The organism is Microbulbifer zhoushanensis (assembly GCF_021729055.1).
GTDB classification, from domain to species: domain Bacteria; phylum Pseudomonadota; class Gammaproteobacteria; order Pseudomonadales; family Cellvibrionaceae; genus Microbulbifer; species Microbulbifer zhoushanensis.
In genome coordinates this window covers 178,219-204,318 of record NZ_JAJSAO010000001.1, presented here as the reverse complement: position 1 = coordinate 204,318, position 26,100 = coordinate 178,219, and the positions used below count along the sequence as shown (strand labels likewise).

Sequence of the window (26,100 nt, the reverse complement as noted above, 5' to 3'; positions counted from 1 at the left end):
GCAATACGACGGGCCCCGGCAACGCGCTGATATTCAGTATGGTGCTTCCACGTCCCCTTCCGCGACATACACTGTTTTCAGCCGGGTGTAATGTTCGAATGCACGGCGGCTGTTTTCCTTGCCAATGCCGGATTGCTTGAACCCCCCGAATGGCATCTCCACCGGGGTCAGGTTGTAATGATTGATCCATACAATACCCGCATCCAGGGCCGCGGCCACACGGTGTCCCCGCTGGATGTCGCGGGTAAAGACTCCCCCGGCCAGGCCAAACTCGGTATTGTTGGCCCTCTGCAACACTTCTTCCTCGCTGGAGAAGCTGAGCAACGACAGCACCGGCCCGAAGATCTCCTCCCGTACAATCGTCATGTCATCGTTAAGGCCGTCAAAAACGGTCGGTTCGACAAAATTGCCATTCTCCAGCCCATCCACCTTTGCCCGGCCGCCACCGATCAGCAGCTTGCCGCCCTCTTCCTTGCCTTTCTCCATATAGGCCAGCACACCTTCCATATGCTCGGCACTGACCATGGGCCCAACGTCTGTTGCAGGATCCAGGGGATCGCCGACTCGCATTTTCCCGGTGCGCTCCAGCAGCTTCTCCACAAACGCATCGTGGATGGATTCCTGCACAAAAACACGGGTACTGTTGGTACAGATCTGTCCCTGCGTGTAGAAGTTACCCAGCAGCGCGGCACCTACAGCGTTGTCCAGGTCGGCATCGTCAAACACGATCAATGGCGACTTGCCGCCCAGCTCCAGGGTCACCGCCTTGAGTGAGTCAGCGGCTGCGCGCATTACCGCCTTGCCGGTGCCCACTTCACCGGTCAGCGAAACCTTGGCAATGCCCGGATGTGCGGTCAGCGCCTTGCCGGTCTCGGCAAAGCCCTGTACCACATTGAAGACACCGTCAGGAAGTCCCGCCTGCTTGAACAGCTCAGCAAGCCGCAGGGCTGACAGCGGCGTTAGCTCAGCCGGCTTGAATACCATCGCGTTTCCCGCTGCCAGTGCCGGCGCCGATTTCCAGGCTGCGATCTGGATCGGGTAATTCCAGGCACCTATACCGGCACAGATGCCCAGGGGTTCTGGCCGGGTATAGAAAAAGCCTCCGGGCACAGACTGGTACTCGCCATGCAGCGACGCCGCCTGCCCGCCGAAATACTCCAGGCAGTCTGCTGCAGAGCCGACATCCGCTTCCGGGGTTTCCGCAATTGGCTTGCCGCCATCGAGCGACTCCAGGCGGGCAAGCTCGTCGCAGTGTCCTCGCAGCAGGTTCGCGGTCTCCACCAGCACCCTGCCCCGCTCTGCGCCACTCATGGCCGCCCATTCGGCCTGCCCCTTCCGTGCAGACTCCACAGCACGGTCAACATCCGACTCGCCGGCCTGCGCGACCCTGCAGATCACCTCACCGGTGGCCGGGTTTAGGGTATCGAAAAATTCCCCCTCGACAGGGGCGACATATTCACCATGAATCCAGAGTAGGCGATCATTGGAATCCGACATTGGCTGCTCCCGGAGGCCAGAGTAGTTTCATGTGAAGAGTTTAGGAGAGTAAACAGGAATTGCCGGCAACAGGCCGGCGTACCCTGGGCCATCCGGGCCAGGAGTCCTGTGCCGATAACAGGGCCGACTAGAAGCTGCGGGTGATACTAAATACCCATTCGCCATCAGCCAGTTTGGGATTGGCGAGGAATGGGTCTACGCCGTCCGTGTCATACCAGCGCAGGTCCATCGTCCAGTCCTCGATCGTATAATCCATGCCCAGGTCGTAGTAGACATAATTAAGGTTGTCAAATGCAGACTCGAATGTCTGCTCACCCACCCGCACAGACGCGGAAAAGTTATCGGGAAGCTGGTAAGCGAGGGTCACCTCATACGCCAGGGCCGAAACCTCATCGAGGAAGTCTTCACCAAAATAGTTGTCCGCGTACCAGACACTGGGGGTAATGGAGAAATCATCCAATGTCCAGGTGACATAGACATAAACTTCCCCGTAGTTCAGAGAGAACTCGGAGCCGGGATAGTTGTACGACCAATAGCCGATGTCGTAACTGAAGTTGCTTTCGCCGAAATTACCGGCCATGCCCACATAGGGATCCAGCTCCATGCTGTTTCCGGCGCCACCAAAGTCGGTATTGGAGGCCCACACACCCAGGTAAAAACCCGCATCGTGGGACCAGTTCATATCCGCCTGGACCTGTGGCCGCAGGTTGGAGTTCGAAATGCTCCGGAACATGTAGTCACTGGCAAGCATGGCACTACCACCGAAGGTGCCAAAGGAGGGCTCTTCACTTTCCTCCTCTTCAGGCTCCTGGGCGAAGGACGCCAGCGGCAGCAGCGCTGCGATCAGGGCTACCGAAACGAGTAAATTGTGGCCTGTTGAGAGATGCATGCGTGTCTTCCTTGATATGCCTGCCGTCATGCGGGAACGCCTTTCTCTGGCAGGTAGGCTACATATAGGCAAAGGAGGCAATTTTTCAAGGAACTGGCGACGCCCTCCTCTTTTTTCAGCTCCAGGCGGGATATTGCTGCCAACAAAACAGCCGTCACTTGGCTAGGCTTATGTGGAAGAGCGCGAAAGTTGTTCTTCCGTAATCCTTTTTGAGCGAACCTATGGCAGTCAAGTACGCACCCGTCTGGATCATCGTGCTCTGCACCATCGGGGTGGGGATTGGCCTTGGGCTGCTTTTTTACTTTGACCTGGACGACCGGCTGATTGAGCTTCTGCAGTGGATGGAGAGCCGTGGCTGGCAGGCCAGCCTGCTCTTCATCCTGGTCATTGCACTGGCCATCGTGGTGCTGGCCCCGGGCGTGATATTCACCATGGGAGCGGGATTTGTTTTCGGCGTAATCAAGGGAACCGTACTGGTAGTCGTGGGTACCGTCCTCGGCGCCACCATTGCCTTCCTGATCGCCCGCTACCTGTTTGGCCCACGGCCATCAAGGTGGCTGATGTCACATGTGAAGCCACCCCACCTGGGGGAGGTGATCAAGGATGAGGGCTGGCGCCTGGTAATGCTAACCCGGCTGGTGCCTCTTTTCCCTTTCAAGCTGTCAAACTATTTTTTCGGTTTGACGCCAGTGCGGTTAAGGGATTTTGTCATTGGTAACTCCATCGGCATCATCCCGTTGACCGTTCACAATGTATATGTCGGCTCCATCGCTTCGGACCTGGCCACACTGGGAGCGATGGAGTCGGAGCGCACGCCGGTAGAGTGGACACTATATGGTATCGGCTTTGTACTGGCGGTCGTGGCGCTGATCGGCATCACCCGTATTGCAAGGCGCGCCCTCGCACAGAAAATCGAACGGGAGGATCTGTAATGCCCTGGATGAAATGGCTGCCCTGGCGTTTCTTTGTCCGCAAATTTGCCACCTCCCACGGCTTTCTAGACCCGCTGTCAGTCATGGCGCACCTGCAGCGTTTTGCCCAACCGTCAGAGGTAGCTGAACCGATCGAGCTATTGCGTGCCGGGGTGATCTTCCATGCCCGCGCACTGATCAACAGCAAGGTAATCCAGCATAACCTGGACTGGGTCTGGCCCTACTGGGTCGAACGCCAGTTCGACCCGCTGGACCAATCATTCATACCCCGCGCGTTTTCCATTACGCACTGCAACCTGAGTCACCGGAACTGGACCGCCGTGGGCCTGCCGGACTACGAGGAAATGCCACTGGTGGATCCGCGCGGGCTGCTGACCCCCCACTACGACGGCTGGTCAATCGACACATGGGTGGTCAGCGAGAGCGGTGAACAATTGATACCCTCGCGGCTGGAACAGTGCCGCCAGGAGCTGTTGCTGGGCGACAACATCAGCGTCCTGACCGAGTCCAGCCATGCTGATATGCACCTGCGCAACCACGCCATGGTGGAGAGTTCCAACGGCGACAAGCAGTGCCTCCTCGACCTCCAGGCAGAGAGCGGCGCCGGCGGCTGGCTGGTAGTGGCGCTGCGTCCCTATAACCCGGAAGGGGTGAGTTTCGTCCACAAGGTGCGGCTGGATAATGACCGGCGCAAATGGCTGATTGAGAAAAAATTCGCTGTCGAGTTCGATCGTGCCCTGGAACGACACCTGGCTTCGGACTACCACCATGGTGATATCTACCTGCACCTGCACGATGAGGGCGGCCGCACCCATGGTGAGTGCGAAGTGGGCATGGCGACGGCCGCCGCCATGTTCCGCATCGAGCCCGGTAAGCCCCTCGATGTACAGGTGAAAATTCCGCTGGAACCTGACCCGGTGAGCCGGTCTGGCAGCCCCGCCGCCACTAAACCCGGCAACTGGGGTGAGACCCTGGCCAACCACTGCGCAATGGTGGTGCCGGACCAGAAGATGCAATTCCTTTACGACGCCGCCATCCGCACGCTGATCCTGCACTCACCCAAGGATGTTTACCCCGGCCCCTATACCTACAAGCGGTTCTGGTTCCGGGACGCGGCATTCATGATCCAGTCCCTGCTGTATGCCGGCCTCGTGGACCGGGCCGAGCGGGCCCTGGACCAGTTCCCGCACCGGCAGAAACGGGATGGCTTTTTCCATTCCCAGGATGGTGAGTGGGACTCCAACGGCGAGGCGCTGTGGATCTTCGATCTCTTCTGCCAGCTTACAAACCGGCGGCTCAAGCCCGGCTGGAGGGACGCCGTGCTGCGCGGGGCCAGCTGGATCGACGACAAGCGCCTGCCCAAAGATGGAAGCCGTTGCGGTGGACTGCTGCCCGCAGGCTTCAGTGCCGAGCACCTGGGTCCAAATGACTGCTATTACTGGGATGATTTCTGGGGCGTGGGCGGCTTGCATGCCGCCGCAGACATGTGCGAGCGCGAGGGGCTTCACAACGACAGCACCCGCTTTGCCGCCCAGGCGAAGGATTTCCAAAAAACCATCGATGACAGCCTGGCCGCAGCTGCCGAGCGACTCGGCCGCCCGGCGATGCCGGCGTCGCCCAACCGGCGACTCGACCCTGGCGCCATCGGCTCCATCGCCGCCGGCTACCCGCTCTCACTCTACCCAGCGGAGGACCCCCGCCTGCTCGACCTGGCGGAATTCCTGATGGAAAAGTGCTTTGTCAGCGGCGGCTTTTTCCAGGATATGATCCATTCCGGCATTAATGCCTACCTCACCCTGCATATCGCCCAGGTCCTGTTGCGCGCCGGCGATGCCCGTTGTGTGGAGCTGATGCGCAATGTCGCCCAGCTTGCGTCCCCGACTGGCCAGTGGCCCGAAGCCATCCACCCGCACTCGCTGGGCGGCTGTATGGGCGACGGCCAGCACGCCTGGGCCGCAGCCGAGTGGGTGGCAATGCAGCGCAACTGTTTTGTGCGCGAGGAGGGAGACACACTGGTGCTTGTTTCCGGCCTGCCCCCCGAGTGGCTGAGCGACCAGACCGCCACTGCGCCGGTCCGTTTCGGGCCCGCACCAACACGCTTCGGACGCATTACTGTCGAGGTGATACCCGGTATTGTCCCGCGGGTCAGCTGGATGGCCGAATGGCACGGTGAAGAGCCCCCGATCGAAGTCCGGGCGCTGGGGTTTGCCCCCGCCAGGGTAGCGCCCGGCTCCCAGGAAGTGGAGCTCACCGCCCAGTGAACATTGTCATGCTCACCAATACCTACCTGCCCCATGTAGGCGGCGTGGCGCGCTCGGTAGCGGCATTTGCCGAAGAGTACCGGGCGCGCGGGCACCGGGTATTGATCGTCGCACCGGAGTTTTCCCAGTACATCAAAGGTGAACAGGATGTAATACGCATCCACGCCATCCAGAATTTCAATGGCAGCGACTTTTCCGTGGCCCTGCCCTTCTCCGGCCACCTGAGCGAGCGCCTGGACGACTTTCAGCCGGATATCGTCCACTCTCACCACCCTTTCCTGCTGGGCATGACAGCGGTGAGGATTGCCCGCTCCCGCGGGCTTCCCCTGGTGTTTACCCATCACACCCTGTACGAGCGCTACACCCATTATGTGCCGGCGGATTCCCAGGCCCTCAAACGATTTGTGATCGAGCTGGGAACCCGTTATGCAAACCTGGCAAGCCTGGTTTTCGCGCCCAGCGAGAGCATTGCGCACATTCTGCGCGAGCGGGGTGTTACAACCCGGATCGAGGAGATGCCCACGGGCCTGCAGGAAGAGCAGTACCTGCCAGGTAACGGCGCGAGCATACGGTCCGAACTGGGCATACCGGCCGGGGCTTTCGTAGTCGGCCACCTGGGCAGGCTTGCGGCGGAGAAGAACCTCGAGTTCACCGCAGCAGCAGTTGCAGACTTTATGCAGGCACATGCGGACAGCCATTTCCTGCTGGTGGGCAGTGGTCCAAGCAGTACAGTCATCGAAAACCTGTTCAGTGCCCGCGGTATGGCCGACAGGCTCCATATGCCCGGAACCCTGCAGGGTGAACGCCAACGCGATGCCTATGCCGCGATGGACACCTTCGTCTTCGCCTCCACCAGCGAAACCCAGGGCATGGTCCTGACCGAGGCCATGGCAGCCTCGGTGCCGGTAGTCGCCCTGGATGCCAACGGCACCCGCGAGGTGGTTCGCGATGGCATCAACGGGCGCCTGGTAATGGCCGAAAACCGGGAGGAATTCCGCCGGGCCATCGATTGGCTCCACAGTCGCGGGGCCGACGATCGCCGGCAGCTGTGTGCGGGGGCCCTGGAAACCGCCCGGGGATTTTCCATGGACCGCTGCGCGAGCCGGGCCCTCGACCTGTACCAGCCACTGCTGAAAAAAAGCTGGTCCCTCGACGACTCCGTTTACGACCAGTGGATGCGGCTGCGCAACCTCATCGCCGCCCAGTGGGATATTCTCGAAGGCGTAACCAGTGCCGCAGGTGCCGCCTTCGGCCAGCCGCCGCGCCGCTAGTGCCAGGTTTTTATTGCCTATGATGAGCCGTATCGAGACAGCCCTGCGCCGCCTGCGCCGCCGCTTCAGCCGCAGCGCCTGGATGGCCCGGCTGCTCAAACTCCCCACCAGCGACAGCCATCCCAGTGACCACGGCCTGATCCTGATCCAGGTAGACGGACTGGCCTACCCGCAGCTGCAGAAGGCGCTCGCCAGAAAGAGAATGCCCTTCGTGCAGAAACTGATTCGCAAGGAACACTACCAGCTCGATCACCTGTTTCCCGGCGTGCCCTCAACCACTCCCGCCGTACAGGCGGAGCTCTTTTATGGCGTGCGCGCAATTGTGCCCGCATTCGGCTTTATGATGCGCGACACCCAGCAGCTGGTGCGTATGTACGATCCCGATGCCGCCTGCGCCGTGGAGGAAAAACTCGAGGCGCGTGTAGACGACCCGTTGCTGAAAGATGGCAGCTGCTACCTGAGCCTGTTCCGAGCTGGCACGTCTGACGGCGAGGCACACTTCTGCCCGGCGTCCCGTGGCTGGGGCCCGGCCCTGCGGGAGGCCGGCCCACTCACGGTGGTCCTGCTGATCCTGAGTAACCTCTGGGGCCTGGTCCGTACCGGCGCACTGCTGCTGGTGGAACTGGTACTCGCGGTGATCGACTCGATTCGCGGTGTTTTTGCCGGGGAGAACTTCTGGCGCGAGCTGATGTTTATTCCCACCCGTGTGGCGGTCACCATACTGATGCGCGAGCTGTGCACTTTCGGGGTCAAGATTGATATCGCCCGGGGCCTGCCGGTGATTTACGTCAACCTGCTCGGGTATGACGAGCAATCACACCGGCGCGGTCCCAATTCTGCTTTCGCCCACTGGGTGCTGAAGGGTATCGACGATGCCATCGCGCGAATCTGGCGGGCCGCACACCGCTCTGATAAACGCCAGTACGATGTGTGGATCTTCTCCGACCACGGCCAGGAACAGGCGGAACCCTACGAGGTGCGCCATGGCCGCAGCCTCGGTGAGGCCCTGTCCGAATCACTGCGCGACCTTCCCGGAGACAATGCCAGCTATCGCAGCACCGGACGCCGCGGGGTGCAGCTGGAGCGCGCGCGCATGTTCGGCAGTGAGTGGATCGAGAAAATCATTCCCCCGGACGACTCCGACGTATCGGCCTCCGAGCCTCCGCTGGCCCTGGCGGCGCTGGGACCGGTGGCCATGCTCTACAACCTGCGCACCAACGGCACGCCCAGGGCCGAGATAGCGCGAATGATTGTGGAGCGCGCAGCGGTGCCGCTGGTACTGTACCGGGCTTCTGACGAGGACGATGCCCCGGTGCATGGCTGGTGGCGCGATGGCGCCGTGGAGTTGCCCCGGGACGGCCTGCGCCTGATGGGTGACGAGCATCCCTTCGCCGAGCAGACCGCCATCGACCTGGCGCGCCTGTGTCACCACCCGGATGCCGGCGACTTCATCATGTGTGGCTGGTGCGCGGGTGAAAAGCCCATGACCTTCGCGGTCGAAAACGGCAGCCACGGCGGCCCCGGCCCCAATGAGACCAATGCCTTTGCCCTGTTGCCCAAGGATATCCGGCGCCCCTCCCAGGGCTACTGGCGTGCCGGGGACCTCCGCCGTGCCGCACAGCAGTTCCTGCATCACTATTACCCGCTGGTACCGGTGCACCGGCCACAGGCGGTGAAAACCCTGCGGGTGATGACCTACAACGTGCACAGTTGCCTGGGCATGGACGGCAAGTATTCGGCCCGCAGGATCGCCCGCGTAATCGCCCGCTACCAGCCGGACGTGGTGGCATTACAGGAGCTGGATGTCAGCCGTCCCCGCAGCGGTGGCGAGGACCAGGCGGAACGGATCGCGCGCTACCTGCAAATGGATTTCCAGTTCCACCCGGCGATCCACCTGGAGGAGGAGCGCTACGGCGATGCCATCCTGTCCCGCCTGCCCATGCGAGTGATCAAGAAGGATATATTGCCGGGCCCGCCGGAAGCAGCGCCCCTGTCCCTCCTGCCCACTGTGGACGAGCCCCGCGGGGCGGTCTGGGTAGAGGTGGACCACAACGGGGAGAAAGTGCAGATCGTTAACACGCACCTGGGCCTCAGCAAGGCGGAGCGGCTGCGCCAGGTGGACGCGCTGCTGGGCCCGGACTGGCTGGGTCACCCGGAATGCACCGGGCACAAGGTGCTGCTGGGCGACTTCAATGCCCTACCCAATTCCGCGGAACACAAGCGCCTGACAGAGCACCTGCATGATGCCCAGGTGCACCTCGCCAACCACCGTCCCCGTGGAACCTTTCCCAGCCGCCTGTCCCGGGCAAGGATTGACTACATATTCATTGGCAGGCGCATGAAAGTGTCCAAGGTACTGGTCCCGCGCACCGAACTCACGCAGGTTGCGTCGGATCACCTGCCACTGGTGACCGACCTGGCCTTCCCCGGACAGGGAGACGACAAGGGCGCCAGCGACACCGCGACGGAAGAAGCGTGAACTAACTTGATGGTCCTACCCAGCACCTATATGATTTGGCCAATCGTTCAATAGCAGGAGAAGCTAATGCAACCGCAAGTATATTCACCCTCAGGCGCCCTGGACCGCGCTGAATCGGCCAAGGTGCTGCGTAATACCTACGCACTGCTCGCCATGACCGTGCTGTTCAGTGCCTTCACCGCGGGTGTCGCCATGGCCCTGGGCATGGGCCGCGGTATGGGGCTGATGTGCTCCATCGCCGCGATTGTGCTGGTATGGTTTGTCCTGCCGCGCACCGCCAATTCCGGTGCAGGCGTGGGCGTGGTATTTGCGTTCACCGGCCTGCTGGGGGCCTCCCTGGCACCGCTGCTGAACTATTACGTTGCCGCCGGCATGGCCCAGGTGATCACCCAGGCGCTGGGTACCACCGCACTGATCTTCTTTGCCCTGTCCGCCTACGTGCTGACCACCCGCAAGGATTTCAGCTTTATGGGCGGCTTCCTGTTCGTGGGCCTGATCGCAGTCCTCGTATGTGCCCTGGGCATGATGATTGCCGGCTTCTTCGGCGTGCATATGCCCCTGGCCAGTGTGGTACTGAGCGGTGTTATCGCCCTGCTGTTCTCAGGCTTCATCCTGTATGACACCAGTGCGATCATCAATGGTGGTGAAACCAACTACCTGATGGCCACCACCCGCCTGTACCTGGATATCCTGAACCTGTTCACCGCACTGCTGCACATCATCGGCTTCGCTTCCGACGATTGATCCAGCCACTGGCTGAACAGTTCCAACGGGGCCCCGCTTTGAGCGGGGCCTTTTGTATCCGGCCATTTCTGATACCCCCAACCGAGCTGCCATGAAATTCTCCCTCGCCGTCTATGCCGCCCCACACTCAAGCCAGTCAGCCGCCAGTGCACTGCGCTTTGCGCAGGCGCTGCTGGGCCAGGGGCACGAGCTGTACCGGGTGTTTTTCTACTGCGACGGGGTCCACAACGGCAGCAGCCTTGCCACCCCACCTCAGGATGAGCCCGACTTGCTGCCCGCCTGGCAGGCCCTGCAGGCCGAGCACGGCCTGGACCTGGTAATCTGTATCGCCGCAGCCCAGCGGCGCGGGGTGCTGAGCGACAGTGAGGCGAGGAGGCTGGAGCGGCCCGCCGCCAACCTGGCCGAGGGCTTCGTGCTGGCAGGACTGGGACAACTGGCCGATGCGGTAGCCCATTCCGACCGCCTGGTGACATTCGGCAGCTGAGGAGAACCCCATGGCCCGACGAACCCTCGCCCTGTGCCGCCAGGCACCCTACGGCAACGCCCTCGCCCGCGAGGGCCTGGAGGCCGTGCTGGCAGCATCGGCGCTGGAACAGGCTCCGGACCTCCTGTTCTGCGGGGATGGCGTGTTCCAGCTGGTGCCCGGCCAGCAACCGGCCGAGATCGACCAGAAGAGCCTGCAACGCAACCTGCAGGCGCTACCCATCTTTGATATCGAGCGTGCCTTTGTCTGCCAGCGCAGCCTGGCGCAACGGGGCCTGTCCCTGGATGACCTGGCAAAGGATGGCCCAGCACTGCACCCCGTAGCCGACACCGGCAGGCTGATCGCCGGCTACGACACCGTACTGAGTTTTTGAATCATGACCCTGCACATTGTCAGCAAATCGCCCTATTCCAGCACCGCGCTCGCGGACTGCATTGCCGCTTTTGCCGAGGGGGACGCCCTGCTGCTCATCGAGGACGGGGTTTACGCCCTGGCCGGAGCCCTCACCGATACACCAGTGGTACAACCGGTTTACTGCCTCGGCGCTGATGCGCGGGCACGTGGCCTGGCAATTCCTGGTAAAATCGAGGCAATCGACGACGCCCAATGGGTGTCCCTGTGTACCGAACACAACCCAATCGTCAGCTGGTTCAAGTGATGGGCAAGATAACTATTGAGGGGCGGGATATCCCGCTGGACAAGGAAGGTTTCCTGCGCAACCGGGACGACTGGAGCCCGGCTGTGGCCGAGGCCCTGGCACAGGCCGAGGGAATTGAGCTGACCGGGGAGCACTGGGAGGTTATCCGCCTGCTACAGGACTTCTATCGGGAGTTCGAACTGTCCCCCGCCATGCGACCGCTGGTGAAATATGTGGCCCTGCACCTGGGTCCTGACAAGGGCCGCAGCATCTACCTGATGCGCCTGTTCCCGGAGAGCCCGGCCAAGCTCGGCAGCAAGATCGCCGGCCTGCCCAAGCCCACCAATTGCCTCTGAGGCGACTTACTCCCTATACCCGAATTTGCGCTGTGCGTGCGGAAAGCTAGCAACTTCCTCAAGGGCTTCCCGGCCTGGTCGCCGGGTACCCACAGGACCTGGATGCACTGGACAGCGTCATCCCTGTTACCGGGGCGTGTCTTGATCATTGGCAACAACATCAAGCGTCAAAATGCCCCGGAACTGCGGGAGACACTTGTCTCCCGCAGGCTCGATCAAGCCTCGACCAGCTCTTCCAGCGCCGGATAGTCGATATAGCCTTCCCCGCCCTGGGTGTAGAAAGTCGAAGGATCCGCCTCACTCAGCTCCGCGCCTTCGCGCAGGCGACGGGGCAGGTCCGGATTGGCGATAAACGGCACGCCAAAGGCCACCGCATCCGCCTGGCCCCGGGCGATTACGGCATCGGCCTCCGCACCGCTGTATCCCATATTAACAACCAGGTTGCCACGGTAGTGATCCCGCACGGGCGATATCACATCTGCCTGCTGTTCACCGAAAAAGTCGGCACGCATCAAGTGCAGATAAGCGAGGCCATATTCATTCAGGCGCTGCGCCAGCCAGGTGACCAGGCCGACAGGATCGCTGTCTTTCATGCTGTTGAAGCTGTTCAGCGGCGACAGGCGAAGCCCGACCCGGTCCGCGCCCCATACGTTACAGACGGCATCGAGTACTTCCAGCAGCAGGCGCGCGCGGTTTTCAATCGGGCCACCATAGGGCCCCTCCCGGAGATTCGCGCCATCGCGCAGGAATTCGTCCAGCAGGTAGCCGTTGGCTCCGTGTACTTCAACGCCATCAAACCCCGCGCGTTTGGCATTCTCCGCGGCGATCGCAAAGCCCTCGACAATTTCCGGAATCTCGTCATCGCGCAGCTCACGGGGGACCGTGTAGGGCTTTTTACCGGCCGGGGTATGGACTTCATCGTTGGTAATCGGCAATGCACTTGGGGCGACCGGCTCACGGCCGTCGTTTAGCAGTGGATGACAGGCGCGACCACCGTGCCAGATCTGCAAAAAGATTTTGCCACCCTTCGCGTGTACGGCATCGGTAACCTTCCGCCATCCGGTCACCTGAGCTTCGGAGTAGATGCCCGGCTCGCGCCAGAACGCCGAAGCCCCCTCCATTGCCATGGTGGCTTCCGCAATGATCAGGCCGGCAGTGGCCCGCTGGCTGTAGTATTCCACCATCAGGTCCGTAGGCACATGCTCTGCATCGGCACGGCAGCGTGTCAATGGCGCCATCAGGACCCGGTTTTCCGCCGCAACGGCGCCAAGTTTCAGGGGAGTAAAGAGATCGCTCATATCTGTTCTCATCCTCGATAATGCGCCCTGCCCCTCCAAGTCCTGTTCGGGACAGAGTGGCACAGAGACTTCTTCGACCTTACGGTGCTGGAGAGCACTGGTGCAGTGCTCACCGGGTCAATCGAAGGTATTCACGGTAAAAAAGGATTGTGGGCGATAGAGCGAAATTTTCGGTAACTGGAACCTGCCCCATGATTGCTCAATTCTACAACTGGGATGCTCTCTGAAAAGCTGCTTATCGAGCCTGCTGCAGTGGTAAGCAGAGAAAGCCATGGGTGATTTTATTTTGCCGCTTCAGAACGGTGACCGCAGGAATCGTCCAATTGCATTGCGGGCGCTCTCGCAAAGCTACGGCATGCCCTTCTTCACAGGGCAATGTTCAGGCCTCCTGCTATTAAACATGCAGGATCACCCGGCGCCGTCCCCGATGGTGGCGGTGTTCCCACAGGAAAATCCCCTGCCAGGTACCGAGCATCAGGCGGCCATCCTTCACCGGCACCGACAGGCTGGTGGCGGTCAACGACGCCTTGATATGGGCCGGCATGTCGTCGGGGCCCTCCATGGTATGGGTATAGAGCGGGTCATTCTCCGGCACCAGGCGGTTCAGCCACTGCTCCAGGTCATGGCGGGCCGAGGGGTCCGCATTTTCCTGGATCAGCAGGCTTGCCGAGGTGTGCTGGATAAAGAGAGTGCACAGCCCCTCGCTGGCTCCCTGTGCCGCCAGCCAGCGCTCTGCCTCGGCGGTGAATTCATGCAACCCCTGTCCACTGACTGCGACTTCTATCTCTCCTACTGCCACGGGCAACCTCCTTCCTGTCGTGGAACGAATTTACTGGTACGGGGCCATTCATACGGGAACGGCTCCTGCGCCGGACTATCTTTATGGGGGATTATACGGCCGGGCTGCAGATCGTTATAATCCGCGCCCCTGTTCCCGGCCACAGCGACTGGCCCCTGTTTGAGACTGTTACCGGTATGGCCCTGCATCGAGTAAACACCGACGATTATCCCGCCCAGCTGCAAGAGAAGGCGGAACGGCTGCGCGAGCGCTACAGCGCCTATACCGACCTGGCCCCAGAGGTGTTCCCCTCCCCGCCCAGTCACTACCGGCTGCGCGCGGAATTCAAGGTCTGGCAGGAAAAGGGTACTGCGAACTATGCCATGTACCGCCAGGGGGAATACAAGCAGCCCTTTATCATCGAGGAGTTCTCGGTTGGTTCTGAACTGATGAACCGCCTGATGCCTCAGGTGCTGGAAGCGGTGAATGCCAGCGAGATACTGCGCAAGCGCCTCTTCTCGGCGGAGTTCCTCACCACCCTGAGCGGTGATGCACTGGTTACCCTGATCTACCACAAGAAGCTGGATGAGGAATGGGAGCGCGAGGCGCGGGCCCTGCAGGAGCGGCTCGGCTTCCCCATCCTGGGCCGCTCACGTAAGCAGAAGCTGGTGCTGGAACGGGATTACGTCATCGAGAAGTTGCAGATCGGGGACAGGACCTACCAGTACAAGCAGGTCGAGGGCAGCTTCACCCAGCCCAACGGGGAAATCTGCCGGGCCATGATCGGTTGGGCCATGGATGCCTGCCGGGACAGCGAAGGCGACCTGCTGGAACTCTACTGTGGTAATGGCAACCTGACCATTCCCCTGTGCGAGCACTTTGACAAGGTACTGGCAACGGAAATCTCCAAGGTCTCGGTCGCTTCCGCACAGGAAAACATTCGCGCGAACGGCATCACCAACCTGGATATCGTGCGCCTGTCCAGTGAGGAGTTCACCCAGGCGATTGACAAGGTGCGACCGTTCCGCCGCCTGCGGGATATCGACCTCGACAGCTATGACTTTTCCACCGTGCTGGTGGACCCGCCGCGCGCGGGGCTGGACGCGGACACCTGTGCCATGGTCGCGCGCTTCCCGCGCATCCTGTATATCTCCTGCAATCCCGACACCCAGCTGGAAAACCTGGCGGCGCTGAGCAAGACCCACCGCATAGAGCGTTTCGCGCTGTTCGACCAGTTTCCCTACACCGACCATACCGAGACCGGCCTGCTGCTGGTGCGGCGTTAGTCAGCGGCCGCCCTGTGCCTGCGATTCCCGTTGCAGGCGTTTTTCCAGCCGCTGCCGGGCCGCCGCAGCGTATTCCTCACAGGCAGACTGGTTCACCAGCGGCTCGGTGGCGCCGGGACCCAGCCGTTGCCACAGGCGGCTGGCGGAGGGATGCGTTGTCACCAGGATATCGCAGTCCAGCTCCCCTACCCGCTCAAGGGTCTCCCTGAGCGCCGGCAACAGATCGGAATCCGTGTAGCGGAATACATCGTCCGAAATCGCGGTAAGGCTGTCGGCATAGACCATCGACCGGCAGTTGCCACTGCCATCGCAGCTTTGCCAGGTCCAGCTGGTGCCGCCCGGGGTATGCCCCGGGGTCGCAACTGCCTCCAGCTCCAGTGGTCCCAGCCGCAGGTGGTCCCCGTCCGCGATGCGCCGTACGGATGAAACCGGGGCGAACTCTTGCAGGCTCAGTAACTGCGGGTCACCGCGATCGCTGGCGCCCCGCTCGAGCACCTCTGCCGCGGGCGCCCGCGCCACCACAGTGGCACCCGTGCGCCGCTGCAACTGTGCGATCCCACCGGCGTGATCGAAATGTTCGTGGGAGTTCAGAATAAAGCGGACATCCCCGGGACGGAATCCCAGCGCGCGGATACTGTCCTCAACCAGCGGCGCGGCGCCGGCGGTGCCACCATCCAGCAGGATATGACCATCCGCCGAGGTGACCAGCACCGCACTCAGCCCACAGGTCCCCACATACCAGGTATTGGCAAAAATCCTTGTTGCCGGTGCCGGGGACTCCCAGCCATCATCATTCCGGCACTTTTCACTGGCCGCCTGCACAGTGCCGGCCAGGCAGAAAGTCACACAGATCGAAACCAGCATTTTCGGCAACATAGGATTTCCCTTTTTCTTATTTATTTCGGGCCAGTGGCAATTGTCAGAACTGCCTGCCCAGGATCCGTTTGGCCGCGTCCAGGGCAAAATCCCGGTATTCCTCTTCCAGCGCCACCATTTCATTTTCAAACCTGAACCGCTCTTTCGGCGAGAGCTTTTTCCACTCCTGCAGGATGGGGATATGGTCAGTCTTGTCGGCAATGGTGTAGAAAGCCACAAATTCATCTTTCACCGCCTGCTCCACCTGCAGCGCGTCGAGCAACACGCGAATACGGATTGCGGCCTCGGTCATGCCGACCCCCTCGTCCAGCAGTGTCCGCGCGATGATCTGGATACTGTCGTTGACCCGCTGGCGCTGCTCTTCTGCCGCCTGCTCCAGTTCGGCCAGCTGCTGTTTCTGTTTCCGGGTCGCTAACTGCAGGCGGCGCACGTAGTAGCCCGCCACCGCGGCCAGCGCAAAGATGATCAGCGCTGCCAGTACCAGCAGCCAGGTGGGAAACTCGGTCATAACAACCCCTTCTACGACAGGATGGATTCCAGGATCGCCAGCCCCAGGCTGGCGGTGATAATCGACAGCAATGTGCTGAGCGCGACAATATTGGCGGCCAGCTGGCTGTTGCCGCCGAGCGCGCGCGCCATGATAAACGAAACCGTGGCGGTGGGGGCGGCAGCCATCAGGAACAGTACCCCCAGTGACTGTGATGGCAACGCCAGCAGCCAGCCACAGCCGAGCAGCACCAGCGGCACCAGCAACAGCTTGAATGCCGATGCGCCCACCGCCCCCGCGGAACTCTGGCGCAACTGGCTCAGGTCCAGGCTGGCGCCGATGCACAGCAGGGCCAGTGGCAGGGTGATGGAAGCCAGGTAATCCCCGGTCTGCAGCAGGATTTCCGGCAATCGCAGGCCCAGCTCGCGGAAAACCAGTGCCAGCACAATGGCGATGATCAGCGGGTTCTGGGCAATATCCCGCAACAGGCGCCGCCAGCTGAAGCGGGTTTGCAGGCTGTAGGCCGCAAACAGTGTCACGGCCGCCAGGTTGTACAGGATCGTGACCACTGCCATCAGCAGTGCCGCCTGCGCCAGGCCACTGTTGCCGTAGGCATTCAGCGCCCAGGCCAGGCCGATAATCCCCAGGTTGCCGCGGAAGGCGCCCTGGATAAATGCGCTGCGGTCCCCGTGTGCGAGCGGTCGTGCCGCCAGCCATGCCAGCGGCATCGTCAACAGGGTGCCGGCGGCCCCGGCCAGCAGCAGCGGCCACTGCTCGGCCAGCTCCGCACCGGAAGTGAAAATATTGATAAACAGCAGCACCGGCAGCGTGATCAGGTACACCAGCTGCGACGCATCGTCGACAAACGATTCCCGCAGCAGGCCCACCTGCGCCAGGCAATAGCCGATCAACAGGGTAAGGAAGATGGGGCCGGTAACCGACAGCGCAAAGGCGAAAGTTTCCATCGGCAATCAGCTTTCCAGCTCGGGCGATTCCCCGGTACTCACTTCCAGCTCTGCCTCTGTCTCTGTCTCTGCTTCTGCCTCCGGTTCCGGTAGCGCGGCCCGGTGGGCGTCTTCCGCCTTCTCGCGCAGGGCCGGGTCGATTTGCTTGCGGGTCTTGGCACCCAGCTTGCGCAGGCTGTCGATTCGCTTGACCGCATTGCCGCGCCCGCTGGCAAGCCGCTTGTAGGTCTGCTGGTAGGCTTCCTCGGTCTGGCGGATGCGGTTGCCCAGCTCGTCCAGGGCCGCCAGCACCATAGAGAACTGGTCGTGCAGCTTGCCCGCCTCGGCGGCAATCTTCTCCGCGTTTTTGTTCTGCTTCTCGTAGCGCCAGATGTTTTCCACCGTGCGCAAGGTGGCCATCAGGCTGGTGGGGCTCACCAGCACGATATGGCGGTCATAGGCATAGCGGAACAGGCCCGGGTCGGCCTGCATGGCGAGCATGTAAGCGGCTTCGATGGGCACGAAGATAAAGACGAAGTCCAGCGAGCGCACACCCTCGAGCTGCTCGTACGCCTTCTTGTTCAGCCCTGCGATATGGGCCCGCAGGGAGTTCACGTGCTGCTTCAGGGCCTGGGTACGCTGCTCGTCGGTCTCCGCCGAGGCGTAGCGCTCGTAATCGGTCAGTGAGACCTTGGCATCGATGATCAGGTCCTTGTTTTCCGGCAGCCGTACGATCACATCCGGCTGGCGACGCTTGCCGTCACTGGTAATGGTGACCTGGGTCTCGTATTCACGCCCCTTCTGCAGGCCGGACTCCTCCAGCAGGCGCTCCAGCACCACCTCGCCCCAGTTGCCCTGGACCTTGCTGTCCCCCTTGAGGGCCGAGGTCAGGTTGAGGGCCTCATCGCTGATACGCTGGGTCTGCTCGCGCAGCGCCTTGATCTGGCCCAGCAGGGAGTTGCGCTCGGCATTCTCCCGGTCGTAGACATGCTCCACCCGCTTGCGGAAATCCCCCAGCTGGCGCTCCAGTGGGTCCAGGCTCTTGCGCAGGCTGTCCTCGCTGCGCCGCACGAATGCCTGCTGTTTTTCCTCAAAGATCCGGTTGGCCAGGTTCTCGAACTGCTCCGCCATTGCCTTGCGGGTCTGCTCCAGCAGCTGGCGTTGCTCCGCCAGCGCCGCCTCACTCTTTTCCACCAGTACCTGGCTGCGAACCAGGCGCTGGGACTTGTCCGCCAGTTCCGCCCGCAGCTTGTCCTGCTCGGTTACCAGCTGTGACTCGCGCTCGCGGCTGCCCTCCAGCCGCGCCCGGGCCACACCCAGCTCGTTGCGGCAGGCCTCCAGCTCCGCCCGCTGGGTTTCAGTGTCGCTGCGCACCTGCTCGAGTGCGCGCAGCGGCCCGCGGCGCACCAGGGCACAAAGGCCAATGGCTAACACCAACACCACCAGTGCGGCGGCCAGGACCTGTTCCGCGTTCAACTGCAGGGGAAATACTTCCATAGGGGGACTCTGTTTCTGGTTTATTGCGTCCGGATGGAATGGATCCTTGCGGGAGCCGAAGCCGCGTGGACACGCCGGGATTTTGGTATGCTTTCGGCCAAGCGGACCCGAGTGATGCAACTGGATGCCATTCCATTGAGCGACGCACATTCTAACAAGGGCGGCAATCGCCCCCCAAGTGCCTTGATTTTCGATTCCGGGGTGGGTGCCATCAGCATCGCCCGGGAGATACGCACCCTGCTGCCGGGCCTGACCCTGCACTTCGGGGTGGATAACGGCTTTTTCCCCTACGGCGACAAGAGCGAGGAGCAACTGCGCCCGCGGATCGTGGCCACTGCGACTGCGATGATGCAGCGCTGCGGGGCGGATATCCTGGTAGTGGGCTGCAATACCGCCAGCACCCTGGCCCTGCCGGAGCTGCGCGCCGCCCTGCCCGGCCCCGTGGTCGGCGTGGTGCCGGCAGTCAAGCCGGCGGCCCGGGCCAGCCACACGGGCACTATCGCCCTGGTGGCGACCGAGGGTACGGTGAATCGCGACTACACGCGCGGGCTGATCCGGGATTTTGCCGATGGCGCACAGGTCATTAACGTCCCGGCACCGGAACTGGTACGCCTGGCCGAGGCGAAGCTGCGCGGCGAACCGGTCTCCCGCAACCAGCTGGCGCCGGTGCTGGCGCGAATCTTCGACGTGCCGGGCGGCGACCGGGTTGATACGGTAGTGCTGGCCTGTACCCATTTCCCGCTGCTGCGGGAGGAACTGGATCGCTACGCGCCGCAACCGGTAGAGTGGCTGGATTCCGGTGCCGCGATTGCCCGCCGGGTACAGTGGTGGCTGGGGGAGCTGGAGCTTACCCTGGCCGGGACAGCCAGCGACGGCGCCCTGCTGATGACGGCCGCGGACACCGGGGGCCGTATCGCCACCGCCTTCAGCGAGTTCCCGCTGCACAATGAGACCATCGGCCCCGGACCCGCTGCGCCCGCTTCGGCGCCGGATCGCAAACCACAACAGAAACACCAATAACCCACCGGTCGGGGACCATCCCATGCTGCAACCGGCGTTTCCCGCGTTGGACATCCTATCCCAGCTGCCCGAGGGCGGGCTGCTGCTGACACCCAATAATCGACTGCGCAATCGCTGCCAGCAGGTCTATGCGAGCAGCCAGCGAGACCGGCAGAACTGGGCGCCCCCGGCTGTGGAATCGCTACAGGGCTGGCTCGACAGCACCTGGTTCCGGCTGCAGCAACAGGGCTGGCAACCCGCGTGGAAACCGGTACTCAACCCGGAACAGCGCCAGCTGCTGTGGCAGCGCGCCCTGGACCAGACCATCGAGCGCCAGCTGCTGAACAGCCAGCAGCTGTGCCGGGACGCCGATGCCGCCCTGTCGCAGCTGCTCCAGTGGCGCATCCTCGACCTGGGACAGCTCCAGGGCGAGGCGTTGGAAGACGCCATCGGCCCGCACCTGGAACAGTTCGCCCTGGCCCGCGACGCCTTTCCGCTGTTCGACCTGGTGCAGGCCTTTATCCGCGAACTGGGTGAGCGCGATGCCATCACCCCCGACATGCGCGACCTGCTGCTGGCGCGCGCGTTTACCGAGGGCGTGCTGCCCCCCCTGCCCCGCATCGCCATGGCGGGATTTGCGCAGGTCTCACCGCTGGCTGAACATATCATTGGCTCGGCTGCCGCTACCGTCGAGCGCCACCCGGTTACACGCCTCGACAGCCGGGTCAGCATCGTCCCCTGCGCCGACCTGGAGGAGGAGCTTTACAGCGCCGCGCGCTGGGCCGCCCGGCACCTCTCCCGGGATTCCCATGCCAGCCTGGGCATCGTGGTCAATAACCTGGGCCAGTGCCGGGCCCTGGTGGAAACCATCTTCGCGCGGGTACTGGAACCCCAGGCCCTGGACCCCGACCAGCCCCGCTACACCCTGCCCTTCAACTTTTCCGCGGGTACTCCCCTGGCCCAGACGCCGGTTGGCGGCGGTGCCCTGCAGTTACTGGAGATCCTCCAGGACCAGTGGGACTACTCGCAGCTGCGCAACCTACTGTTCAACCCCTTCTGGGGCGCAGCCAGCGAGGTTCAAGATGGCCAACCCGGCCCCGCGGCTGCCGATGAGGACAGCGAGACCGCCCTGCGTTGCGCCCTGTTCCGCCAGCTACAGAAACGCGAGCTGTGGCAGGTGCGCGGCGACACCCTGCGCTACTGCGCCGAACAACTGGCGGAAAAGCTGGAACTGGCGCAGCCGGTCCTGCCCCGGCAGCTGGAGACGGTTGGGGACTGGGCGCGCCGCTGGCACCAAGCCCCGGCGGAAACCTGGGCAGAGCGATTCTCCCGCGTGCTGGGTGCCCTGGGCTGGCCCGGGCCGCGCAACCCGGACAGCCAGGAGTACCAGCAACTGAGCCTCTGGGAGCAGGTACTGGAAGAGCTGGCGGCACTGTCGCCCTTCACCGGTATCCTGACCCTCAACCAGGCGCTGCAGCACCTGCGGCGCATTGCCAGCCGCACCCCCTTCCAGGCGGAAACCCGCGACGGGCCGGTACAGATCCTCGGGGTCCTGGAGGCCGGCGCCCTGTCCTTTGACCACCTGCGGCTGGTGGGATTTGGCCAACAGCAGTGGCCGCCGGCCCCGGCGCCCAATCCACTGTTGCCGGTACAGTGGCAGAAACACTGGCAGATGCCCCGCGCCAGTGCCGAGCGCGAACTGGAACTGGCGGCGGAACTCACCGCCGACCTGCTGGGCGCCAGCGGTGAGGTCGACGTCAGCTATGCCCGCGAGGCCGACGGCGTCGAGCAGGGTTTGAGCGCCCTGTTCCCCCCGCAGCCCCCCTCCACCCGGCAACCGGAAAGCGGTGTGGACGGCGACAGCGACGCTGCAAGCGGCTATACGCTGGCGCAACACTACCGCGCACTGGCGCAGTCCGCCCAACTGGAAACCGTGCCGGACCCTGTGTTTCCCGCCCTGCGCCCTGCCGAGTGCGCCCCGGTACGGGGCGGCTCCGGGGTGCTCAAGGCCCAGGCCCTGTGCCCACTCAACGCGCAGCTGCATTACCGGCTGGGGGCCGTGACTTACAACGCACCGACCCTGGGCCTCAACCCGGCCGAACGGGGCAAGCTGATGCACGAGGCGCTGGCGGAATTCTGGCAACGCTGCGGCGATTCTTCGCAGCTGCACCAGCTTTCCGATGAAGCGCGGGACAGCACCATCAGTGCGTCCGTCACGGAGGCAATTCGCCAGGTCCGCCGTCACCAGGCACACCTGCCGGAAGGCTTCTGGCGCCTGGAACAGCAGCGCCTTGAGCGCCTGCTGGCACAGTGGCTGGAGCTGGAAATGACCCGGCCGGGATTCCGTGTGGAGGCCACCGAGTTCCAGCAGGCAATGGAAATCGGCGGGCTGCGCTTCGAGCTGCGCCTGGACCGCCTGGATCGCCTGCCGGATGGGGCTGCCATGGTGATCGATTACAAGAGCCGCCAGCCATCGGTAAGGGACTGGCAACAGGAGAGGCTGCGCGAGCCACAGCTGCCCATGTACGCACTGGCCCGGCCCGATGCCCGTGCCATCGCCTTCGGCCAGGTACGCTTTGGCGAATGTACCTGGAGTGGCACCGGCGAACTGGAGCAACCGGTGGCCGGCATCAAGGCCGTGGGCGACCTGGAGAAAGACGGCCCCTTCGGCAACTGGGCACAGCTGGCGGAGCACTGGCAGCAGAGCCTGGAAATGCTCGCCACCGAATACCGCACCGGTCATGCCTCGCTGCAGTTCGACCGCATCAAGAGTGACAATTACGAGAACCTCTGGCCGCTCAACCGCTGGCCGGAACGGGAGCAGTCCCAATCATGAGCGAATTCGACCTGGTACAACCGGGCCCTCAGGCACCGGAAGGGAGCGATACCCTGGCAAGCACAGCCGGTGAGACCCGCCGGCCGGCCGATGCCGACGCCCGCGCCGCCGCCCTGGATATCACCCGCAGCTTTGCCGTGTCGGCGCCGGCCGGCTCCGGCAAGACCGGGCTGCTGACCCAGCGTGTACTCAAGTTGCTGGCCCACAGCCGCCAGCCCGAGGATGTCCTCGCCATCACTTTCACACGGAAAGCCGCTGGCGAGATGCGCGAGCGCCTGGTCCGGGCGCTGCTCCAGGCCCGCGATGAACCGCGCCCGGGCAACCCCCACGACGCCGTCACCTGGGACCTGGCCCGGCAGCTGCTGGAGCAGGACCAGCGCCATAACTGGCAACTGCTGAAGGCGCCCCAGCGGCTACGCTTCCAGACCATCGACGGCCTGTGCCGCAGCCTGGCCAGCCAGCTACCACTCGACAGCGGCCTGGGTGCGCCCGGGGAGCCGCTGGAACAGCCGGCTGTCGCCTTCCAGATGGCCGTGGCAAAACTGCTGGAGGGGCTCGCCAGCGAATCTCCCGACCCGGCATTGCAGCGACTGCTGCTGCACCTGGACAACGACCTGGGCCAGCTCGACAAGCTGCTGCAGATGCTGCTGGAGAAACGCGAACAGTGGCTCGGCCAGCTGGTGGGTATTGGCAGCAGCGACAGTGCCGACGCACGCGAATACTTCCATTTCGTCGTGGACGAAATGACAGCGGAAAACCTCGAGCGGCTGCAAGGCGCACTGGGTAGTGTCACCGGCGAACTGCTGCAACTGGCGGACTACGCCGGCGGCAACCTGCAGCGGGACAACCCGGCCCATCCGCTGGCCCGCTGCGCCGGCATCAGCGGCGCCCCACCGACCGACCACGGCGGGCTACCCACCTGGACGGCGCTGACAGAGTTACTGGTGACGGCCAGGGGCGAGTGGCGCAAGGGCGGCGGCCTGAACAAGAAACTGGGTTTTATCTCCCCCGCCAGGACCGACCCGGGGTACGACCGCGCCCAGGCGAACAAGGCACGCATGAAGGACCTGCTGGCAGAACTGGCGGACAACGACGCACTGCTGGCGGCAATCAATGAAGTGCGCCGCCTGCCCTCGGCACTGCCGCAGCAACAGTGGGACCTGCTGGAAGCCATGGCGGAAGTCCTGCCACGGCTGGTGGCCCAGCTGAAGCTGGTATTCCAGCAGCTGGGCGCCACCGACTATACCGAAGTGGCGCAGGCGGCACTGGTAGCACTGGGTGACAGCGATGCGCCCACCGACCTGGCGCTGAAACTCGACCTGCAGGTGCAGCATATTCTGGTCGACGAGTTCCAGGACACATCGCAGATGCAATTGCAGCTGCTGGAAAAACTCACTGCCGGGTGGCAGCCGGAGGACGGTCGCACCCTGTTTATCGTCGGCGACGGCATGCAGTCCTGTTACGGCTTCCGCAACGCCAACGTGGGAATCTTCCTCGAGGCCCGTGCCCACGGGATTGGCGAGGTAGCGCTGGAGCCGCTGGACCTGCAGGTAAACTTCCGCTCCGAAAGCGCGGTGGTGGACTGGGTGAACCAGGTATTCCGGGGTGCTTTCCCGGCGCAGGACAATATCGGCCGTGGCGCCGTGCGCTACCTGGATTCCATCGCCTTCCGCGGCAATGGCTGGCCCGCCCCTGCGGTTCAGTTCTACGGTTGTATCGAAGACCCGGACCGGGCGGCGGAAGCTGCGCAGGTAACCCGGCTGGTGCAGCAACTGCAGCAAAATGATCCCGGCGGGCGCATTGCCATCCTGGTACGGAAGAAAAAACACCTCGACCAGGTACTGCCGGCACTGGCCGCTGCAGGCATCCCCTACCAGGCTCCCGAACTGGCGCCGCTGGCCAGCAAGATGGTGATCCTGGACCTGCTCAGCCTCACGCGTGCGTTGCTCGACCCCAGCGACCGGCTCAGCTGGCTCGCTGTGCTGCGCGCCCCCTGGTGCGGGCTCAGCTGGGCCGATCTCCACACCCTGGCCAACTGGGGCAACGGTGAGCGCCCGGCTACAGATGCCACAGCCCTCCCACTGCTTGCGGCCATTGCCAGTGCAGGCACCATCGAGGGCCTTTCCAGTGACGGGCGCGAACGCCTGCAGCAGGCGGGCAATGTGCTGCTGCGTGCCCGGCAACAGCGTGGCCGCAAACCCCTGCGCCTCTGGATTGAGGGCCTGTGGCTGGCATTGGGTGGGCCCGCCTGCATTGCCAGGACCACCGAGATCGAGAACGTGGAGGATTATTTCCGGCTGCTGGAACGACACGACCAGGGTGGGAGCATCGGAGACTGGCAGCAGTTCCAGCTGGCGCTGGAGAAGCTTTTTGCCCGCCCGGGCGAGGACGCGGCAGTCCAGGTAATGACGATCCACAAATCCAAGGGACTGGAATTCGAACATGTGTTGATTCCCGGACTGGACCAGGGCGGCAAACCCGGCGGCGACCAGTTATTGCGCTGGGCCGAGTGGCTCAACAGCGACGGTGACAGCCGCTTCCTGCTGGCTCCCAAGAGTGCCCGCGGGGAAAAGGACCCACTGTTCGATTACCTCAAATACGACAATAACGAACGCGAGCGCCTGGAGGGCACACGCCTGCTCTACGTGGGTTGCACCCGGGCCATTCGCTCCCTGCACCTGCTGGCCTGTGTCCAGCGCGAAGACAAGAAACCGGGCTTCAAGGCCCCCGGCAGCGCCGCGCTACTGGCTGGTATCTGGCCCGCTTTGTCAGAGTCCACGGAATGGTGTCACTGGATTGAGCCGGATGAAATAACGGCGAACGAGCCTGGCGGCGACAGTTCGTCCGGCGAGCGGGACTTTTTCCTGCGCCTCCCGGCACGCTGGCAGGCACCAGCAATCCCGGCAACCGAATGGCTGGCGCCCTACCGCATGCCAGACTATCGCCCGCGGGAAAGTGACGAACCCAATATCCCGGAGCTCGGCCGGGTCGCGCAACGCTGGCTGCGCCACGCCGGCACCGTCGCCCACGAAACCCTGGCCACCATCGCCGAAACCGGACCCGGTCAATGGGATGACAACCGTATCGAGGCGCAACGCCCGCTGTGGGACCTGCGCCTGCGCCAGCTGGGCCTGCACGGTAACGGCCTGGCGACGGCGCGGGAAAAGGTGGAGCTCGCCATCCGCAATGCCCTGGGGTGCACCCAGGGCCGCTGGCTGCTGGACCACAACCACCGCGATGCGGCCAGCGAACTGGAAATTCACAGTGGCGGGCGACAGTTGCGACGCCATATTGTGGATCGCACCTTTATCGATACCGATGGCATCCGCTGGATTGTGGATTACAAGACAGCAGAACCGCTGGACGGGCAGGATGAAGCGGAGTTTATTGCGGCCCAGGTAGAGCGCTACCGGGGCCAGCTGGAGAATTACCGACGGCTATTCTTCGAGCGGGGCGAGCGGGATATCCGCTGCGCCCTGTACTTCCCCCTGCTGCGACGACTGGCGGAGTTCTGATCCCGGCTGCGCCACAATACCGGCATGGAGCCTA

The 26,100-nt window shown here is 63.2% G+C and carries 21 protein-coding genes; 13 read left to right on the top strand and 8 right to left on the bottom strand.

Going from position 1 to position 26,100, the window contains the following annotated elements; genetic code table 11:
* Nucleotides 1–33 precede the first annotated feature (33 nt).
* Together betB and LVD10_RS00865 are read right to left on the bottom strand one after the other, a co-directional pair.
* Nucleotides 34–1,497: a betaine-aldehyde dehydrogenase gene (gene betB / locus LVD10_RS00870; RefSeq protein WP_232942328.1), complete on the bottom strand. Its 1,464-nt coding sequence runs from the start codon at nt 1,495–1,497 to the stop codon at nt 34–36.
* Nucleotides 1,498–1,624: 127 nt separating this feature from the next.
* Nucleotides 1,625–2,386, bottom strand: coding sequence for a TorF family putative porin (locus LVD10_RS00865; RefSeq protein WP_232942326.1), 762 nt, complete (start codon nt 2,384–2,386; stop codon nt 1,625–1,627).
* Nucleotides 2,387–2,607: 221 nt separating this feature from the next.
* Here LVD10_RS00865 and LVD10_RS00860 point away from each other — a divergent pair, with 221 nt between their 5' ends.
* The 9 genes from LVD10_RS00860 to LVD10_RS00820 all read left to right on the top strand — a co-directional run bounded on the left by LVD10_RS00860 (nt 2,608) and on the right by LVD10_RS00820 (nt 11,550).
* Nucleotides 2,608–3,318, top strand: coding sequence for a TVP38/TMEM64 family protein (locus LVD10_RS00860; protein WP_237061415.1), 711 nt, complete (start codon nt 2,608–2,610; stop codon nt 3,316–3,318).
* A complete protein-coding gene (locus LVD10_RS00855; protein WP_237061410.1) occupies nt 3,318–5,579 on the top strand; it encodes a glucosidase family protein in 2,262 nt (753 codons plus the stop codon). Before LVD10_RS00860 ends, LVD10_RS00855 begins: the two co-directional genes overlap by 1 nt.
* The gene (locus tag LVD10_RS00850; RefSeq protein WP_237061408.1) at nt 5,576–6,850 is read left to right on the top strand and encodes a glycosyltransferase; all 1,275 of its coding nucleotides are present in this window, start codon (nt 5,576–5,578) and stop codon (nt 6,848–6,850) included. The genes LVD10_RS00855 and LVD10_RS00850 overlap by 4 nt, the downstream gene beginning before the upstream one ends.
* A gap of 19 nt (nt 6,851–6,869) precedes the next feature.
* Nucleotides 6,870–9,329 carry an endonuclease/exonuclease/phosphatase family protein gene (locus tag LVD10_RS00845; protein ID WP_232942318.1) on the top strand — a complete coding sequence of 820 codons (2,460 nt, stop codon included), beginning with the start codon at nt 6,870–6,872 and terminating at the stop codon, nt 9,327–9,329.
* A gap of 66 nt (nt 9,330–9,395) precedes the next feature.
* Nucleotides 9,396–10,073, top strand: coding sequence for a Bax inhibitor-1/YccA family protein (locus LVD10_RS00840; protein ID WP_237061406.1), 678 nt, complete (start codon nt 9,396–9,398; stop codon nt 10,071–10,073).
* 91 nt (nt 10,074–10,164) lie between these two features.
* Nucleotides 10,165–10,557: a sulfurtransferase complex subunit TusD gene (gene tusD / locus LVD10_RS00835; RefSeq protein ID WP_232942314.1), complete on the top strand. Its 393-nt coding sequence runs from the start codon at nt 10,165–10,167 to the stop codon at nt 10,555–10,557.
* Nucleotides 10,558–10,567: 10 nt separating this feature from the next.
* Nucleotides 10,568–10,930 carry a sulfurtransferase complex subunit TusC gene (tusC, locus tag LVD10_RS00830; RefSeq protein WP_237061404.1) on the top strand — a complete coding sequence of 121 codons (363 nt, stop codon included), beginning with the start codon at nt 10,568–10,570 and terminating at the stop codon, nt 10,928–10,930.
* Nucleotides 10,931–10,933: 3 nt separating this feature from the next.
* Entirely contained in the window at nt 10,934–11,215 is a 282-nt protein-coding gene (tusB, locus tag LVD10_RS00825; protein ID WP_232942310.1) for a sulfurtransferase complex subunit TusB, read from the top strand.
* Complete coding sequence (locus LVD10_RS00820; protein WP_232942308.1) at nt 11,215–11,550, top strand: TusE/DsrC/DsvC family sulfur relay protein; 336 nt, start codon at nt 11,215–11,217, stop codon at nt 11,548–11,550. Before tusB ends, LVD10_RS00820 begins: the two co-directional genes overlap by 1 nt.
* A gap of 215 nt (nt 11,551–11,765) precedes the next feature.
* Here the strand turns inward: LVD10_RS00820 and LVD10_RS00815 are convergent, their stop codons facing one another.
* Both LVD10_RS00815 and LVD10_RS00810 read right to left on the bottom strand, forming a co-directional pair.
* Nucleotides 11,766–12,848 carry an alkene reductase gene (locus LVD10_RS00815; protein WP_232942306.1) on the bottom strand — a complete coding sequence of 361 codons (1,083 nt, stop codon included), beginning with the start codon at nt 12,846–12,848 and terminating at the stop codon, nt 11,766–11,768.
* Between the two features lie 394 nt (nt 12,849–13,242).
* Nucleotides 13,243–13,647 carry a secondary thiamine-phosphate synthase enzyme YjbQ gene (locus LVD10_RS00810; RefSeq protein WP_232942304.1) on the bottom strand — a complete coding sequence of 135 codons (405 nt, stop codon included), beginning with the start codon at nt 13,645–13,647 and terminating at the stop codon, nt 13,243–13,245.
* Between the two features lie 176 nt (nt 13,648–13,823).
* On the opposite strand from LVD10_RS00810, the gene trmA reads away from it, so the two are divergent.
* Nucleotides 13,824–14,912: a tRNA (uridine(54)-C5)-methyltransferase TrmA gene (trmA, locus tag LVD10_RS00805; RefSeq protein WP_233006745.1), complete on the top strand. Its 1,089-nt coding sequence runs from the start codon at nt 13,824–13,826 to the stop codon at nt 14,910–14,912.
* Here trmA and bla read toward each other — a convergent pair whose 3' ends face one another.
* The 4 genes from bla to LVD10_RS00785 are packed head-to-tail and all read right to left on the bottom strand — an operon-like array spanning nt 14,913 to nt 18,716.
* Nucleotides 14,913–15,788 (bottom strand): subclass B3 metallo-beta-lactamase, encoded by an 876-nt coding sequence (gene bla / locus LVD10_RS00800; protein ID WP_232942302.1) that lies wholly within the window; start codon nt 15,786–15,788, stop codon nt 14,913–14,915.
* A 43-nt stretch (nt 15,789–15,831) separates the two neighbouring features.
* Nucleotides 15,832–16,296: a DUF2489 domain-containing protein gene (locus LVD10_RS00795; RefSeq protein WP_232942300.1), complete on the bottom strand. Its 465-nt coding sequence runs from the start codon at nt 16,294–16,296 to the stop codon at nt 15,832–15,834.
* Between the two features lie 11 nt (nt 16,297–16,307).
* Nucleotides 16,308–17,240, bottom strand: a complete 933-nt coding sequence (locus LVD10_RS00790; RefSeq protein WP_232942298.1) for an AEC family transporter — start codon at nt 17,238–17,240, stop codon at nt 16,308–16,310.
* Between the two features lie 6 nt (nt 17,241–17,246).
* Nucleotides 17,247–18,716 carry a DNA recombination protein RmuC gene (locus LVD10_RS00785; RefSeq protein ID WP_232942296.1) on the bottom strand — a complete coding sequence of 490 codons (1,470 nt, stop codon included), beginning with the start codon at nt 18,714–18,716 and terminating at the stop codon, nt 17,247–17,249.
* 87 nt (nt 18,717–18,803) lie between these two features.
* Between LVD10_RS00785 and murI the strand changes: the two genes are divergently transcribed.
* Genes murI through LVD10_RS00770 form a run of 3 tightly spaced genes read left to right on the top strand, consistent with a single transcriptional unit; the run spans nt 18,804 to nt 26,066 of the window.
* Nucleotides 18,804–19,736 carry a glutamate racemase gene (gene murI / locus LVD10_RS00780; RefSeq protein ID WP_237061402.1) on the top strand — a complete coding sequence of 311 codons (933 nt, stop codon included), beginning with the start codon at nt 18,804–18,806 and terminating at the stop codon, nt 19,734–19,736.
* Nucleotides 19,737–19,782: 46 nt separating this feature from the next.
* Entirely contained in the window at nt 19,783–22,551 is a 2,769-nt protein-coding gene (locus LVD10_RS00775) for a PD-(D/E)XK nuclease family protein (protein ID WP_237061400.1), read from the top strand.
* Nucleotides 22,548–26,066, top strand: coding sequence for a UvrD-helicase domain-containing protein (locus LVD10_RS00770; RefSeq protein WP_237061398.1), 3,519 nt, complete (start codon nt 22,548–22,550; stop codon nt 26,064–26,066). The genes LVD10_RS00775 and LVD10_RS00770 overlap by 4 nt, the downstream gene beginning before the upstream one ends.
* The last annotated feature ends 34 nt before the right edge of the window (nt 26,067–26,100 follow it).

What these genes read in the sequence shown, in the direction of transcription:
- betB (WP_232942328.1), bottom strand. Translation starts at nt 1,497, where the DNA reads ATGTCGGATTCCAATGATCGCCTACTCTGGATTCATGGTGAATATGTC.
- LVD10_RS00865 (WP_232942326.1), bottom strand. Translation starts at nt 2,386, where the DNA reads ATGCATCTCTCAACAGGCCACAATTTACTCGTTTCGGTAGCCCTGATC.
- LVD10_RS00860 (WP_237061415.1), top strand. Translation starts at nt 2,608, where the DNA reads ATGGCAGTCAAGTACGCACCCGTCTGGATCATCGTGCTCTGCACCATC.
- LVD10_RS00855 (WP_237061410.1), top strand. Translation starts at nt 3,318, where the DNA reads ATGCCCTGGATGAAATGGCTGCCCTGGCGTTTCTTTGTCCGCAAATTT.
- LVD10_RS00845 (WP_232942318.1), top strand. Translation starts at nt 6,870, where the DNA reads ATGATGAGCCGTATCGAGACAGCCCTGCGCCGCCTGCGCCGCCGCTTC.
- LVD10_RS00840 (WP_237061406.1), top strand. Translation starts at nt 9,396, where the DNA reads ATGCAACCGCAAGTATATTCACCCTCAGGCGCCCTGGACCGCGCTGAA.
- tusD (WP_232942314.1), top strand. Translation starts at nt 10,165, where the DNA reads ATGAAATTCTCCCTCGCCGTCTATGCCGCCCCACACTCAAGCCAGTCA.
- tusC (WP_237061404.1), top strand. Translation starts at nt 10,568, where the DNA reads ATGGCCCGACGAACCCTCGCCCTGTGCCGCCAGGCACCCTACGGCAAC.
- tusB (WP_232942310.1), top strand. Translation starts at nt 10,934, where the DNA reads ATGACCCTGCACATTGTCAGCAAATCGCCCTATTCCAGCACCGCGCTC.
- LVD10_RS00820 (WP_232942308.1), top strand. Translation starts at nt 11,215, where the DNA reads ATGGGCAAGATAACTATTGAGGGGCGGGATATCCCGCTGGACAAGGAA.
- LVD10_RS00815 (WP_232942306.1), bottom strand. Translation starts at nt 12,848, where the DNA reads ATGAGCGATCTCTTTACTCCCCTGAAACTTGGCGCCGTTGCGGCGGAA.
- trmA (WP_233006745.1), top strand. Translation starts at nt 13,824, where the DNA reads ATGGCCCTGCATCGAGTAAACACCGACGATTATCCCGCCCAGCTGCAA.
- bla (WP_232942302.1), bottom strand. Translation starts at nt 15,788, where the DNA reads ATGTTGCCGAAAATGCTGGTTTCGATCTGTGTGACTTTCTGCCTGGCC.
- LVD10_RS00795 (WP_232942300.1), bottom strand. Translation starts at nt 16,296, where the DNA reads ATGACCGAGTTTCCCACCTGGCTGCTGGTACTGGCAGCGCTGATCATC.
- LVD10_RS00790 (WP_232942298.1), bottom strand. Translation starts at nt 17,240, where the DNA reads ATGGAAACTTTCGCCTTTGCGCTGTCGGTTACCGGCCCCATCTTCCTT.
- LVD10_RS00785 (WP_232942296.1), bottom strand. Translation starts at nt 18,716, where the DNA reads ATGGAAGTATTTCCCCTGCAGTTGAACGCGGAACAGGTCCTGGCCGCC.
- murI (WP_237061402.1), top strand. Translation starts at nt 18,804, where the DNA reads ATGCTTTCGGCCAAGCGGACCCGAGTGATGCAACTGGATGCCATTCCA.
- LVD10_RS00770 (WP_237061398.1), top strand. Translation starts at nt 22,548, where the DNA reads ATGAGCGAATTCGACCTGGTACAACCGGGCCCTCAGGCACCGGAAGGG.